This is a genomic window from Algoriphagus sp. NF (assembly GCF_028823735.1).
GTDB classification, from domain to species: Bacteria; Bacteroidota; Bacteroidia; order Cytophagales; family Cyclobacteriaceae; genus Algoriphagus; species Algoriphagus marincola.
The window spans coordinates 23,682-37,727 of sequence record NZ_JAPEIB010000006.1 but is presented as its reverse complement, the minus strand read 5'-3'; the positions used below and the strand labels follow the sequence as shown (position 1 = coordinate 37,727).

General features: G+C 42.4%; 14 protein-coding genes. 6 read left to right on the top strand and 8 right to left on the bottom strand.

Features of this window, described 5'->3' with window-relative positions:
• Window positions 1–97: 97 nt before the first annotated feature.
• Complete coding sequence (locus tag OU792_RS04155) at window positions 98–598, top strand: fasciclin domain-containing protein (RefSeq protein WP_274669551.1); 501 nt, start codon at window positions 98–100, stop codon at window positions 596–598.
• Window positions 599–655: 57 nt separating this feature from the next.
• Here the strand turns inward: OU792_RS04155 and OU792_RS04150 are convergent, their stop codons facing one another.
• The 3 genes from OU792_RS04150 to OU792_RS04140 form a co-directional block, all read right to left on the bottom strand.
• Window positions 656–1,513, bottom strand: a complete 858-nt coding sequence (locus OU792_RS04150) for an HAEPLYID family protein (protein ID WP_134199148.1) — start codon at window positions 1,511–1,513, stop codon at window positions 656–658.
• A 62-nt stretch (window positions 1,514–1,575) separates the two neighbouring features.
• A complete protein-coding gene (locus tag OU792_RS04145; RefSeq protein WP_222584126.1) occupies window positions 1,576–1,962 on the bottom strand; it encodes a hypothetical protein in 387 nt (128 codons plus the stop codon).
• Between the two features lie 74 nt (window positions 1,963–2,036).
• Window positions 2,037–2,510, bottom strand: a complete 474-nt coding sequence (locus OU792_RS04140) for a YcxB family protein (protein WP_026946759.1) — start codon at window positions 2,508–2,510, stop codon at window positions 2,037–2,039.
• Window positions 2,511–2,659: 149 nt separating this feature from the next.
• Between OU792_RS04140 and OU792_RS04135 the strand changes: the two genes are divergently transcribed.
• The gene (locus tag OU792_RS04135; RefSeq protein ID WP_026946760.1) at window positions 2,660–2,887 is read left to right on the top strand and encodes a hypothetical protein; all 228 of its coding nucleotides are present in this window, start codon (window positions 2,660–2,662) and stop codon (window positions 2,885–2,887) included.
• On the opposite strand, the gene OU792_RS04130 is transcribed toward OU792_RS04135, so the two are convergent.
• Complete coding sequence (locus OU792_RS04130) at window positions 2,884–3,294, bottom strand: Fur family transcriptional regulator (protein WP_026946761.1); 411 nt, start codon at window positions 3,292–3,294, stop codon at window positions 2,884–2,886. The genes OU792_RS04135 and OU792_RS04130 overlap by 4 nt on opposite strands.
• Before the next feature lie 85 nt (window positions 3,295–3,379).
• Window positions 3,380–5,905: a zinc-dependent metalloprotease gene (locus OU792_RS04125; protein WP_274669550.1), complete on the bottom strand. Its 2,526-nt coding sequence runs from the start codon at window positions 5,903–5,905 to the stop codon at window positions 3,380–3,382.
• A 108-nt stretch (window positions 5,906–6,013) separates the two neighbouring features.
• Between OU792_RS04125 and OU792_RS04120 the strand changes: the two genes are divergently transcribed.
• On the top strand, window positions 6,014–7,129 hold the full coding sequence (locus OU792_RS04120) for an NAD(P)/FAD-dependent oxidoreductase (RefSeq protein WP_274669549.1): 1,116 nt from the start codon (window positions 6,014–6,016) through the stop codon (window positions 7,127–7,129).
• Window positions 7,130–7,145: 16 nt separating this feature from the next.
• Here OU792_RS04120 and OU792_RS04115 read toward each other — a convergent pair whose 3' ends face one another.
• A complete protein-coding gene (locus OU792_RS04115) occupies window positions 7,146–8,042 on the bottom strand; it encodes a UbiA family prenyltransferase (RefSeq protein WP_134199157.1) in 897 nt (298 codons plus the stop codon).
• Between the two features lie 79 nt (window positions 8,043–8,121).
• Between OU792_RS04115 and OU792_RS04110 the strand changes: the two genes are divergently transcribed.
• The 3 genes from OU792_RS04110 to OU792_RS04100 are packed head-to-tail and all read left to right on the top strand — an operon-like array spanning window position 8,122 to window position 10,764.
• Window positions 8,122–9,198 carry a type III polyketide synthase gene (locus OU792_RS04110; RefSeq protein WP_274669548.1) on the top strand — a complete coding sequence of 359 codons (1,077 nt, stop codon included), beginning with the start codon at window positions 8,122–8,124 and terminating at the stop codon, window positions 9,196–9,198.
• Complete coding sequence (locus tag OU792_RS04105; protein WP_035483790.1) at window positions 9,195–9,902, top strand: methyltransferase domain-containing protein; 708 nt, start codon at window positions 9,195–9,197, stop codon at window positions 9,900–9,902. Before OU792_RS04110 ends, OU792_RS04105 begins: the two co-directional genes overlap by 4 nt.
• Before the next feature lie 34 nt (window positions 9,903–9,936).
• On the top strand, window positions 9,937–10,764 hold the full coding sequence (locus OU792_RS04100; protein WP_274669547.1) for a mechanosensitive ion channel family protein: 828 nt from the start codon (window positions 9,937–9,939) through the stop codon (window positions 10,762–10,764).
• A gap of 349 nt (window positions 10,765–11,113) precedes the next feature.
• Here OU792_RS04100 and OU792_RS04095 read toward each other — a convergent pair whose 3' ends face one another.
• Entirely contained in the window at window positions 11,114–12,646 is a 1,533-nt protein-coding gene (locus OU792_RS04095) for a SulP family inorganic anion transporter (protein ID WP_274669546.1), read from the bottom strand.
• A 571-nt stretch (window positions 12,647–13,217) separates the two neighbouring features.
• Window positions 13,218–14,036 carry an ion transporter gene (locus tag OU792_RS04090; protein WP_134199171.1) on the bottom strand — a complete coding sequence of 273 codons (819 nt, stop codon included), beginning with the start codon at window positions 14,034–14,036 and terminating at the stop codon, window positions 13,218–13,220.
• Window positions 14,037–14,046 lie beyond the last annotated feature (10 nt).

The window sequence follows — 14,046 nt, the reverse complement described above, 5'->3', positions numbered from 1 at the left end:
TTAAATCAAATATTTACCGTTTAAAAATCTTCAAACGAATTTAACAAACATATTAATAATCAAACTGTTCTACTGCAACAAACCAAAATCAACTATCATGAAAAAAGTAGTAAGTATGATTGCGATGGCAATGTTTTTCGTTGCCTCCTCATTTGCCCCAAAAACAGATTCAGTTCACGAAGTAGAAGCTGACATCGTAGATTTGGCAGTAAGTACCGATTTCTTGTCCACATTAGTTGCCGCAGTGAAAGCTGGTGACTTGGTAGACGTTTTGAAAGGAGATGGTCCATTTACTGTTTTTGCACCAACCAATGATGCTTTCGCAGCACTTCCAGCAGGTACACTCGAAAGCCTTTTGAAGCCAGAAAACAAAGAAAAGCTTGTGGCGATTTTGACTTACCATGTCGTACCTGGAAAGGTGATGTCAACTGACCTTAAGAATGGTCAGAAAGCTAAAACCGTACAAGGTGGAGAAGTAACTGTCTCTTTGAAAGATGGAAAAGCGATGATCAATGATGCTACTGTGACTGCTGCTGATATTGAAGCAGACAATGGAGTAGTTCACGTAATTGACAAAGTGATTCTTCCAAAAATGTAATCCACTACCAACAAAAATTTCAAAGCCTGTTTGGAAAATAATCCAAACAGGCTTTTTTTAATGTTTAGGTTCCCATATCAACCTGAGAAAAGAACTCAGCCTTTCATTATTCCTACTCAATGGAATGCCCGTCACGATACCAATCATCAAATTATCGGCGATTCCGACCCGCATTTGAGGTCTTAGGACAGCATGAAAATCATTTTTTTCATCAATTGTCTTGTTGATCTCCACGCCTATAAAATTTCGTGTCCCGGATATCATGTAATGAAAACTAGTATTGACATCGTATGATACGTTTGTCTTAGCCTCAGCAAATTTTCGTTCTATCATGGGTCCGGTGTAGATCAGCGAATGGAAATTAGAACCCCATCTTTTTGCCACCACAAGGAATGGATTATAAACATTCCCTTGGAGCAATGGTCTTCCGAAATTTTTGAAATCAGATAATTCAAATTCGTGGATATATCCCAAGGCCATGGAAGTGGCAATATATTCGTTGACGAAAAAGGACCATTGTGCTGCTAGTTTCAAACTATTAAGCCGATTTGAAGGAAGGCTTTCTCTACTGAAATTTCTGCTATTGGGGGTGTAGAAGGTAAAAGGTAATTCCACTTCAAGGCCTAAGCGATCTAAGGGTGCCCACTCATACTCGATCAGCGCTTCATAGGAATCAAAATCCAAATTATCGGTAAGCCCTACTCCCAAATTCCATTCTTTCTCACCTTTTCTAGCCCCCAAGTCACGGATAAGATCGATGTATAAGGGTTCGGCATGAAGTACCTTATCTGGCTTTTTTTGATTTTCTATTTGCTCGATGTATAAGCTATCTTTTTTTGCATTTGATATTTGGCCATATATAGCCGTGTGAATCCATAGCAGGGCTATAGAAATCACAATTATTTTTGATTTCATGTTTTAAAATTTTAGAATGGAAAAATTGCCCAAAATGAATGAGCTTTTCTGCTTGTGAAAAATCAGGCTTTGGGAGGCGGTGAGGTAAGTTTCCCATAGCCATTTAAAATGTGAACTCGTAGGTCGGCAGAACTGTAGTTTTTTGAAAAAAAACGGGAATTTTTCGAATCAAGGATTGATTCTTTTTGGCAAAAAAAATCGATTTTAAGATTGACTTTACTTTTCTGATCATCCCCATCAGGATCTTCATATTCTTCAAACGCATCCTCAAATCCCATAATCTGTTCCAGTACGACTTCGACCATACTTTCCTGATCATTTATCGAGAGATCTTCTTTTTGATATCTTGAAGTAGCGTCAGGATTATCAGCACTGAGATTGAACAGATACAGCGAAAAAATACCCCAAAAAACATTGGTAAACCGACTGTTTCTCAATGTCTGAATCATTTGCCGTCTGATTTTGATTAGTGCTTAAAGTGAGGATAATCCATGTATTCAAACGAGAAAGACTACCCGATTTGTTATTTTATCAGCTCTTTTCGCTTTAGAATCGTCTCCAGAAATTTCCGCTCATTTTCAGAGTTGAAGATTTTATAGGGTAAATGAATAAACTGAGCTTTAGATAGATAAAGTACAAAGGCGTCTTTAGGCATTTCAGCTTTTTTGATCATATTCCACTGAATGGGCATGCCTTGTTTGGTATTGACTTTCATCATGATTTGACGAGAATCTATTTCGTAGGCCAATTTCTCAAAAATCACCTTATTCTGTTCCATTTGGGTTACACCCGCGAATTGAATTACCCAAAACAGCACGTAGAGACCATATCCAAGCAATCCGCCGATAATCCACCAAATCGATGGAATCCAAAAGTAGCCGCAGCAAATAGCCAAAGCGATAAGGATAACCCACCATTGCTCTTTGAGTACATTCACAAGGCCCATCTTGATGTAGGTACCAGTTGGAAGTTGGTATTTTTTTGTTTTTATAATCATTTTATGGTCTTTTTCAGGGCGCAAATATCCATGTATCCTTGGGATTAACCAAATCACTTGCTAAGGTTCTGAAAGTCTAATCCAAACAAAATGGCTTTCGGATTGCTTCGAATAGTGTATTCGATTAACTTAAGAGAAATTATTTGGGTATGAGTAGCTTGATGATCAATCTTTTCTTGGCGGGCTTTGCATATGTTATCATCATATATTTTGTCGCGATGATGACCAAAAACAGCCTGCGAAATGGAAAGAATGGAAGTGATGATGGAGATGGGGGAATCGAGAACTTCAAGCCTCCTAAAATCGATTTACCTCCCGGAGTCATCTGGCCTAAAGACTCCCCAAAGAAAACCAAACCTGATCCGGTAGAACTCTAGCTACATTTGGGACAAATACCAGTCACCAATAAGCTCATTTCTCGCTTTTTATACCCCTTGGGTAATTTCACACCGGGTAAGGAAATATCCTCTAAGCAGCTAGTATCTCCGCAAACCTCACATTTGAAATGTACATGCTCATGATCGTGATCATGTTCATCCTCATGTGAGCAGAGAGCATATTTTGTGGCCCCGCTATCATCCAAAACTTTATGAATAATATCCTGCTCTAAAAAAGTATTGAGCGTTCGATAGATCGTCACTCGGTCAAAGTTACTCTTGAGTTTTTCTTCCAAATCACTGTGTGCCAAGGCTACCTGCCGATCCAAAAACTCCTGAATGATGTCTAATCGACAATCTGTGATCCGAAGCTTATGACTTTTTAATATTGTATGTGGGTTGACCATATCGTAGCATTCCAAATTACTAATATAAATAAAACGAAAAAAGGGCTTCCTTTCGGAGGCCCTTTTCAAGTATTTTAAAAGGATTTTACTTAGGCTCGAAAATCATATCGATGCGGGCATCCAAATCCTCTAAGTGTAACTTCGACATGCGGTCAGAAGTTCTTGGGATGGCTGCTTTTATTTGTCTTTGGAGGGTTTTCAATTCTCCTCTTACCATTGGTCTGATGTCAGACTGAGATGCATTGATCTGAGGTCCAAGGAATCTTCGGAACTGGGCAGGTACTTCTACTTCTCCAGTCATAAGAAGCTCCAATCGCTCAATGTGTGCACGCTGAAGTGCTCTTCTGTGCACATCGATGCTAGAGCCTCTGCTCAATTCTGTCCAAATTCCTTTGCGAAGATCATCGAATAGCTCGGTCATTCTGTAAGCCTCGCTTCCGTTAAGTGCTTCATTTTCTATTACTCTACCCAAGCGACCCCACTCAAGGATTCCATTGAGTGTATTGACTTGTAGGCTACGGATTCGCTCTAGCGCACCGAAATCTCCTGTACGGGCAATGATTTCTTCTTCCATCAACCAACTTGGCGTTTGGAAGAGGTTTTCATTCAAGAAAGCCACAGCTGACTGCTGCATTTCTTTAGAATTGTGTGTGTAGACTGGCTCTTCCTGACCTGAAGCGCGATAGACTTCCATCACACCACCTACGTGAGTTCGGACATGTCCCATGTATCGGTTGAATTGACCCAAAACCTGGCCATACATTTCTTCTAGATCGCTAAAGTCCTTGTAAGGCTTTTCTTCTTCTCGTGTCCACTCCATCAAGTTTGGCATGATACGCTTTAGGTTTTTGATACCGTACTCAGATGCAAGCATGGAGTTGTCTCCCAAATCTTCGCTCTGAGTAGTAGGATCGTAGCTATTGCCTTGACGGCCATATCGGTAGACAGGATCTCCCTGCTTTTCCAAGATCCATTGATCTAGTATAGCCAGTTCTTCTTCTGGAGTGCTGGCCTCAGGAATTGGCTTGTAACCCCACATGATCGCATACTTATCGTATGGTCCCACATCTGGCATCAAAGAAACACCCTCGTCTTCCGGCTGTGCTACATAATTGAATCGAGCATAATCCATGATAGATGGAGCTGTTCCCATTGTTTTGGTGAATTCCGGGTCACGAAGCTTCTCGACCGGATAAGCATTGGAGGAGGCGAAGTTGTGCGGAAGACCTAGTGTATGTCCTACCTCGTGGGCAGATACAAATCGGATCAATCGTCCCATCACTTCATCCTTAAACTTTACGCTTCGAGCTTCAGGATTTACAGCTGCTGTTTGGATGAAGAACCAGTTTCTCAATAGGTTCATCACATTATGGTACCAGCCGATATCAGATTCGATGATTTCACCTGATCTAGGGTCGGATACGTGTGGCCCATATGCATTTTGAATGTCAGAAGCAAAATAACGGATTACAGAATAACGTGCATCTTCTGGACTCCAGCTTGGATCTTCTTCTGGGCTAGGAGCTTCTTTGGCGATGATAGCATTTTTGAAACCTGCAGCTTCAAAAGCCTTTTGCCAGTCCTCAACACCTTGCTTTAAATAAGGCACCCACTTCTTAGGAGTAGCTGGATCGATGTAATAGACGATCGGTTTAACTGGTTCAACCAATTCACCTCTCTTGAACTTCTCCATATCTTCCGGCTTGACTTCCAATCTCCAACGATCCAGGTATCTTCTTGATTCAGCTTTTTGGGCATCAGCACCATAGTCTACATAGGATCGGCTAAACCAGCCTACTCGTCTGTCTGATAATCGCTGCATCATTGGCTCCTTTGGCAGAAGGACCATGGAAGAGTTCATCTCCAAAGTAATTAATCCTGTAGAGCTATTTGATGGAGGATTCTGCGCTGAGTAGGTCATGACATAGCGAGCCTCAATATTGATTGGGTAGGTGTGAATGTGCTTGATGTAAGATCGATCACTATCCAATCGCTGTACTCTGTATTGGGTACGTCTGTTGCGAGGTAAGCCTAAGGCCTGTACATCCTTTGCAAAGAGATCCGTTGCTTCGATGACGATTCCAGTAGAATCAGTTGCATTGGATTTGACTTCAAATTTTTGAAGGATGGGCTCCAAATTGGAGTTTTTTACCGCCTGAGCGATCGGAAGAGAATCAGCTGCAAAATTGTCAACCGAAACTACTTTCAGGAGAATCATATCTCCTTCTTTTTCCCATCGTAGCATCATGGTATTGGTACGCTCGCCACCATAACCTAGTCCGTCTGCGGTTTTAGCGATGGTAGTGACCATGAGCATGTCTCTGCCAAGCAAAGAGTCTTGAAGCTCATAGAAGTATTTATCATCTATTTGATGGACTTTGAAAAGCCCTTCCATAGTTTTTGCCTCCTTGGTGATGACATCCTTGTAGGGTTTAGGTCCCTTTTTGTTGCCATTGCCATTGGAAGGCTTAGCTGCGGGGGCTGCGGGAGTATTTTTGGCATCTTTTTTCTTTTTCCGCTGCGCAAAGCTGTCCTCGGAATAGAACATAACACCAAGAATTCCCACTAGAAACATTAATCTCCTGAGAAATTTGGGTAGTGTGTTTTTCATAAACCTTATTTTTATTTTCATTTAAAGTAACTTTCAAAATTAAGCTTGTGCATCCATCCGAACTTATTATTTGATGGGCGGTTAATAATTAAAATTAAAGGCAGAACCTTGGGAATTAGGAAAAATATAGGAATTGTAGGGGGAGGGCTTGCCGGCTTGGTTTCTGCATATCTACTGGTCAAAAACGGACATTCGGTCCAGCTTTTTGAGAAAAAAAACTATCCGTTTCACCGTGTTTGCGGCGAATACCTATCCAATGAAGTGGTCGATTTCCTCAAGCGTGAAAGTCTCTTTCCGGAATCCTTGGATATTCCACAGATCAATACTTTTGAGTTTTCGGATACTTTTGGGCAGAATGTTTTAGCCGATTTGGATCTTGGAGGAATTGGTATCAGTCGCTTTGTCCTAGATGATTTTTTATATCAAAGAGCAAAAGCATCCGGGGCGACTATTCATACAGGTATTCAGGTTCAAGAAGTGACTTTTATGGAAGGAGAAAATTCCTTTGAAGTTACGTTGACTGATGGGAAGACCTTTTCTTTTGATTATGTGATTGGTGCTTTTGGAAAGCGGTCTCGGATTGACTCCGAGATGGGGCGGGCTTTTACGCAAAAGCGCTCTCCCTTTATTGGCGTCAAATACCATATCCGGATTGATCGGCCAAGAAATGTGGTGGCTTTGCACAATTTCAAGCGGGGCTATTGCGGTATCAATGCAGTAGAAGGTAATCGCTTTAATCTTTGCTACTTGGGTAGAAGAGAGGATTTACGGAAATATGGTTCTATTCCTGATATGGAGCAGGAAATTTTATGGAAAAACCCCCATTTGAATCGGATTTTTCAGGAAGCTGAGTTTCTTTTTGACAAACCAGAAGTCATCAACGAGATTTCTTTCGAGAAGAAATCACCCGTGGAGCAGCATATCCTGATGACAGGAGATGCAGCTGGCCTCATCACCCCGCTCAATGGAAACGGGATGGCGATGGCTATTCATGCCGCTTATTTGGTGGCTGAGACTTTAGACCAATTTGATAAGCGGGAAGAAATCGAATCAAATTATCGAAAAGTGTGGAAGGCGCATTTTGAAAATCGTCTCACTCTAGGAAGGTGGCTTCAGCGACTTTTTGGATCGAATATGACTTCATCTTTCGCCCGAAAGCTTTTGGCTGACTATCCCTATTTCTCCAGAAAAATAATTCAAAATACACACGGAGAGCCTTTTTAACCCGGTTGTTCTGGGTTTAATACCCAAACACCTGCATCACTTGGGTGTATTCCAAGAAGAAATAGATGAAGAAAGCATTCAAAACGATCGCTGAAATCCAATTCATTCCCATTGCCCAGGAGTAAGTAGCATAGCGATCAGGCTGTCTGCGGACAAAGGCAAACCAAATCAAGAAATACAGGACGATGGGAGCCATCGCTCCCAAGAATACCCAAAGTATAGGCTCTAGACCCTTATCCAGAAAATACCAGCCAAATCCTGCTCCGGTAAGTGTGAAGAATAATGCTGAAAAGGAAAAGGTCCCGATTATTCCAAGTTTTCTACTTAAAGTCATATCCCCACGTCTTTCATCCTCAGAGTGCTGATAGACTTGTGTGAGGGGGTAATTCCCCCAAAGCATCAAAGAGGTTAGAAACCCCGGGATCACTACGTGGGACTTAACTATCACATCCCATCCAAAATCACTCAGTCCCGCATAGGCCATAGCAAAGGTAAAATAGCCCTGAAAAAGGCCGGCGATTAGCCAACTTAGCCAAGGATATTTCTTTAGCCGGATGGAAGGATGTGAATAGGCCATGCTTACTAGTCCATAGACCAGAATCATACTTGCAAATTCCCAGTTGATCAGCCATCCTAAACCAATAGCTATCAGGAAAAAAACCATAGATAAAGCCCATAGGTCTTTGGTGACCGTGGGTGGTTTTTTCAAACCTCCAATGCTCTCAGTATCCTTGTCATAGTAGCTGTTGTATCCATTGGAAGAAGGGTAAAGGAAAAGATGTAAGGCTAAGAAAACGTACAATAATCTACTCTCATTGAGATTGGGAGTAAGTCCCAAGGCAAACAGAAATACCGGCATCAAAAAGAGTGAAAAAGGGATGCGGAGGTGAAGAATACTGGATCGGGTAATCATAGAATGAATAACCTTTGCGTTAAATTTAGGTTTCCTAAGAAGTGCTTCTAATGTAAAGATTATCCGCTAACTTACCTGCATGCCTTTTATCAATCGTATCGGCCGGGCCAATCCCGGCAGCCCTGTAGCCCAAGAATCCATCGCTAAATTCATGAAAATTGCTCATGGATTGGATGCATTGGAAGGGAGAAAACTTGATTTTTTATATCGAAAGTCAGGTATTCAAAGTCGATACAGTGTGCTGGAAGATTTTGAGCAGGATTCGGTGGAGGATTTCTCTTTTTTTCCAAAAAATGAAACCCTAGAACCCTTTCCAGGCACAAAAGCCCGGATGGATGTTTTCGCCAAAGAGGCACCAAAGATTTCGCTGGAAGCTGTCCAAAACTGTCTAAAAGATTCTCCGGTTCAGCCTAGTGATATCACGCACATGATCTTGGTGTCTTGCACAGGTATGCTTGCTCCTGGGGTCGAGATGCAATTGATGGAAGCGCTGGGAATGAATCCGGCCACAGAACGCTATTGCATTCATTTTATGGGTTGCTATGCAGCCTTTTCAGGAATCAAATTGGCTGATAAAATCCTTCGTGCAGAGCCGGATGCCAAGGTGCTTATGGTAGCAGTAGAACTTTGTACCCTGCATTTTCAGAAAGCCTACACAGAGGATAATTTATTGGCTAATTCTCTTTTTGGAGATGGAGCGGCTGCGGTCTTGCTTTCCAATCAGGCGGAAGGCTTTGAAATCAAAGATTATTCTTGTGCCATCCTTTCACAGGGAGCCAAGGATATGGCTTGGAGTATCGGTGATTTTGGATTTGAAATGTCACTCAGCAAATACGTTCCGGGGATTTTGAATGAAGGAGTAGAGCAGCTGAAGGCTGAATTTGAAAACCGGTTCAAGCTTTCAAAGATTCGAAATTTTGCCGTGCATCCTGGTGGAAAGCAAATTTTGGAAAAGGTCCAGGAGGCCTTTGGCTTTGACCCTAAGTGTAACCAACATGCTATGAGCATTCTTCGGCAGTTTGGCAATATGTCTTCTGTTACTATTTTATTCGTGTTGCATGCTATGCTTTCGGATCAGTCACTTTCAGGAGACATACTCAGTATGGGTTTTGGTCCGGGACTGACACTAGAGACACTTTTGCTTGCTAAATCATGATTGATTTCTCCCAAAGAAGTACGCAGAAAGAGTGGATGGATGATCTGGAATGCGAAGGTGAGGTTTTGGAGCAAACTTTAAAGGAACTCAAGACAATCAATCGCTGGCTAGGAGGGAATCATGTCACTACCGATGGAATTCAAAAATTAATCAATGCAGCACCGCCAAAGGGCCGATGGAAGGTAGTGGATATAGGATGTGGAGGAGGGGATATGTTGCGTGTCATGGATGATTGGGCGATCAAAAACGGTCAAAACATAGATTTTGAGGGAGTTGACGCTAATCCAAACATCATTGATCTCGCCAAAACTAGATTATCTGACAAACCTTCTATAAATTTGTCAGTACAAAATGTCTTCGAAGAGGCATTTGTGGAAGAAAAGGCGGACATTATTACTTGCACCCTTTTCACCCATCATTTTACGGATAGCGAATTAGTGGCCTTGCTTAGTACGTTGCTTCAAAAGGCCAATCTTGGGATCGTCATCAATGACCTGCACAGACATCCTCTAGCTTATCATAGCATTCGACTTTTGACCAAGGGATTTAGCAAATCCCCGATGGTTGTGAACGATGCGCCCCTTTCGGTGCTGAGAAGTTTTAGTCGCCAAGATTGGAATAATATCTTGGGTCAAGCGGGAATATCCGATTTTTCGCTCCGTTGGTTTTGGGCGTTTCGATGGCAAGTGGTGATTTCTGTTTGAAAATAGAATTTACTTTAACTTAAAATCAAATAGTATGGAAATTACACCAGAAATGGTCGATTCACTTATTGCACAAGGTATAGATCTTGTGCGGCTTATTATTCCCAAATTGATCTATGCGGCCTTATTTTACCTGGTAGGTCGATTTATAATTGGTAAGATTCTCAAGGGTTTCAATAAAGTGCTGGAAAAGCGTGACAAGAACCCCTCATTGAATGACTTCTTAAGTGGCGTGGTAAAAGCTGCGCTGTATGTTTCCCTTTTTATTGGAATTGCTACCGTCTTGGGAGTTCCCTTGACCTCCTTCGTGGCGATTTTGGGTGCTGCAGGTTTGGCCATCGGTCTGTCACTTCAGGGATCCCTTTCCAATTTTGCTGGCGGAGTCTTGATCTTGGTATTTAAGCCATTCAAATCCGGAGATGTGATCGTCGCACAGGGTCATACAGGAGTAGTCAAGCAAATCGGGATAATTTATACCCGAATGACCACTTTTGACAACAAAGAAATCATCATCCCCAATGGTGGGCTGGCAAATTCGGATGTAGTCAATATGAGTACGCAAGAAACCCGAAGAGCTGATTTGACAGTAGGAGTGGCTTATGGTACCAATATCAAAGTAGCCAGGGAGACTATCTTGGATATTTTCAAAAATGATAAGCGGGTACATCAGGATCCAGAGCCAGTAGTCTTCTTGAATAATTTTGGAGATAGTAGCCTGGACTTGGTAATCAGAGCCTGGACTGATGCGGGTGATCTTTGGCCAGTCTATTTTGATACCATGGAGGCCATCAATACTGCCTTTGAGGAGAAAGGAATTGAGATCCCTTTCCCACAACGAGTGGTGCATCAGGGTAAAGACTGATTGCATTGGCATTTTCAAAAAAAGGAGGCTTTCGGGTCTCCTTTTTTTTGGTTTTTGTCTGAAGTTGATTAAGGAAAATCAGATTGAAAAAATGCCCGTTGGTCTCCATTGGAGAAAGTAGATGTGTATTTAAAGATTTTCCGGTTCGTGAGGACAAAAACTTGGGTTAGGGGACTCAATCTTGAATAGGAATGTGGCCTTAGCCCATTCTCCAAAGAGTTCTCTAAATTGAAAATGGCTTTTGCCAGAAGGTTTATTTCAACCGGATAGAATCAGTTTGTGAGGATACGAAAGGGACGATTCATAGGATGAATTTTAAAACGCTGTCGGACAAGTTCAATAACCTTCATCAAGCCAAATCATCCACCAAAACCTTGTAGGTAGGATCTTCGATGATATTGATATCGATGATTTGGTCTGCCTTGGAAAGGAGCTTTCTACAGTCTGGGCTCAAATGACGCAGATGGACTTTTTTGCCCACCTTTTGGTAGCGCTCCGTGATTTTATTCAATGCTTCGATTGCTGACATATCCACCACTCGGCTTTCTTCAAAGTCGATAATCACCTCTTCTGGGTCATTCAATACATCAAACTTTTCGCCGAAGGCAGTCACCGAACCGAAAAATAAAGGCCCAAACATCTCATAGTGTTTCACGCCCTTTTCATCCACATACTTTCTGGCGCGGATTCGCTTGGCATTGTCCCAAGCAAAAAACAAGGCAGCCAAAATTACCCCGATCAATACTGCGAGAGCTAAATTATGGAGAACAGCAGTAATCAAAGTGACCAAAAACATCAAGAAAATATCCTTTTTGGGCATCTTGGTGATGGTGCGGAAACTCGCCCATTCAAAAGTCCCAATCGAGACCATGATCATCAATCCGGTCAAGGCAGCCATGGGTACTTGTTCGATTAGGCTAGACCCAAACACGATAAAGACCAAAAGCATCACTGCAGCGACAATTCCCGAAAGTCTTGCTCGGGCTCCAGAAGACACATTGATCAAGCTTTGACCGATCATCGCGCAGCCACCCATCCCGGAGAAGAATCCGGAGGCAACATTGGCAGCTCCTTGTGCTATGGCTTCTTTGTTACTTCGACCTCTTGTCTCGGTGATTTCATCAACAATATTGAGGGTCAAAAGCGACTCGATCAAACCTACCCCCGCCATAATCGCTGCGTAGGGGAAGATGATTTGTAAAGTTTCTAAGTTGAAAGGGATAGCCGGAATGTGAAAAGGAGGAAAACCACCTTTGATACTTGCCATGTCTCCCACTGTTTTGGTATCTATTCCAAAGGCCACCACAATTCCAAAGACTACTAAGATAGCTGTAAGAGAAGCGGGAACAGCCTTGGTGAGTTTTGGAAGTCCCCAAATGATCAACATGGTCAAGAGTACCAAGGCAAGTAGTATATACAAGGTCTCTCCAGTAAGCCAGTTGCCATCTGCACCCTTAAACTGATCCAATTGAGACATGAAAATGATAATGGCAAGCCCGTTGACGAAGCCAAAAATGACCGGATGAGGAACCAAGCGGATGAATTTTCCCAGTTTGAGGCTACCTGCCAGAATCTGTATCAAACCGGAAAGAACCACTGCTCCAAACACGTATTCCACGCCATGCGTAGCCGCTAAAGTGACGATTACTACTGCAATAGCTCCTGTAGCACCGGAGATCATACCCGGACGTCCTCCAAAGATGGAAGTGACCAAGCCCATCACAAATGCCGCATACAAGCCGGTCAAAGGAGAAAGTCCCGCAATAAATGCGAAAGCAACTGCTTCCGGTATCAAAGCAAGGGCAACGGTCAACCCAGACAAAACTTCGGTTTTGTAATCTACTTTTTGGCTAAAATCAAATAGGTTGAAATACTTCTTCATAAGGCTGTTCAAATCAATGAAAGAGGAATGTTTTGGTGCGTTGAGGTCCCGGGTCCAGATTGGCAGTCCTGTGCTTCTTAGACAAATAGCAAAAATTAATGTGGCTTTTTTCGGGGCTTAAAGAATATCATTGCGTTACAAAGGTAATGGAATTGTTTTTGCCAAAGAAAATTTTGAAAAATAGAAGGTTAAGCTGACTTGTCTAAAGCGCTTTAAATCAGGCTTATCTCAGTTTGCAATCGATTTAGAGTATGGAAAAAATTTTTGAAAGATATTCGTCTAATCCAAGCGGCCTCTGGCGAGGGCGACAATTTTTCGCACGAATGAATGGAAATGTGGCTTTTAGCTTTTAATACTCAGCGAGGCTTTTTGAGTGTAGTCCAGAGGTTTTGAAAGAGAAAACAGAGCTTCGGAGAAGCGATTTGATTAGTGTGATCCTTATTTTGGTTCGTGGAGACACGAACCAAGGCTGAGCGATTTGATTCGTAATTCTAATTTCTTTTCGTGGAGATCTGAAGTCCGTCAGGCATTCCCGAACCGGGGCGGAGTTTTTAGGCTCAGGAAAACCGAATCATCGGATTTTATCCAATTCTTCACCGCAGTGGCGACAATACAGGTCACTTAATCCCAAACCTTCTTCACCGCAGGAATGGCAGGCTTTAGTATGTATAATTTCATCTGGCTTCCGTCTTTTGGCCATCTCCGAACTTACAATACCTGTTGGTACGGCAATGATGGCATAACCCAAAAGCATAATCAGGGATGCGATAAACTGTCCAAGAGGTGTCTCCGGAGTGATATCTCCAAAACCCACAGTAGTCAAGGTGACAATTGCCCAATACATCCCTCTCGGAATAGAGGTGAAGCCAGCTGCCGGACCTTCGACGAGATACATCAGGGTTCCCATGATTAATACCACTGTCAATACAGTAAACAAGAAAATCTGAATTTTGGCCATACTAGCCTTCAGCGATTCCTTGATAAAATCTGCCTCAGAAAGGTATCGTCCAAGCTTCAATATTCGGATTACGCGCAAAAGGCGAAGTGCTCTGACCACAGTGAGTAACTGGATATTTACTACAAAAAAGCTGAGGTAGACCGGAAGTATCGCCAAAAGGTCAACAATCCCAAAAAAGCTGGTAACATAGCGGAAGGTCTTGCTCGTCAGCCAAATACGAAGGATGTACTCGATCGTAAACAAAAAAGTGAAAAGTAGCTCCAAAATATAAAAAGTGTCTCCATACACATCATGCAGCTCGGCAACTGAATCCAAGACGGCCACTAGTACGGAGCCAAATATGAGAGCTAAAAGGACTAGGTCAAATGTGCGGGAAGCTTTGTCATTATGATCAAAGACAATCTGCGCAAGTCGCTTTTTGGTTAATTCCATGAGGGAAGAT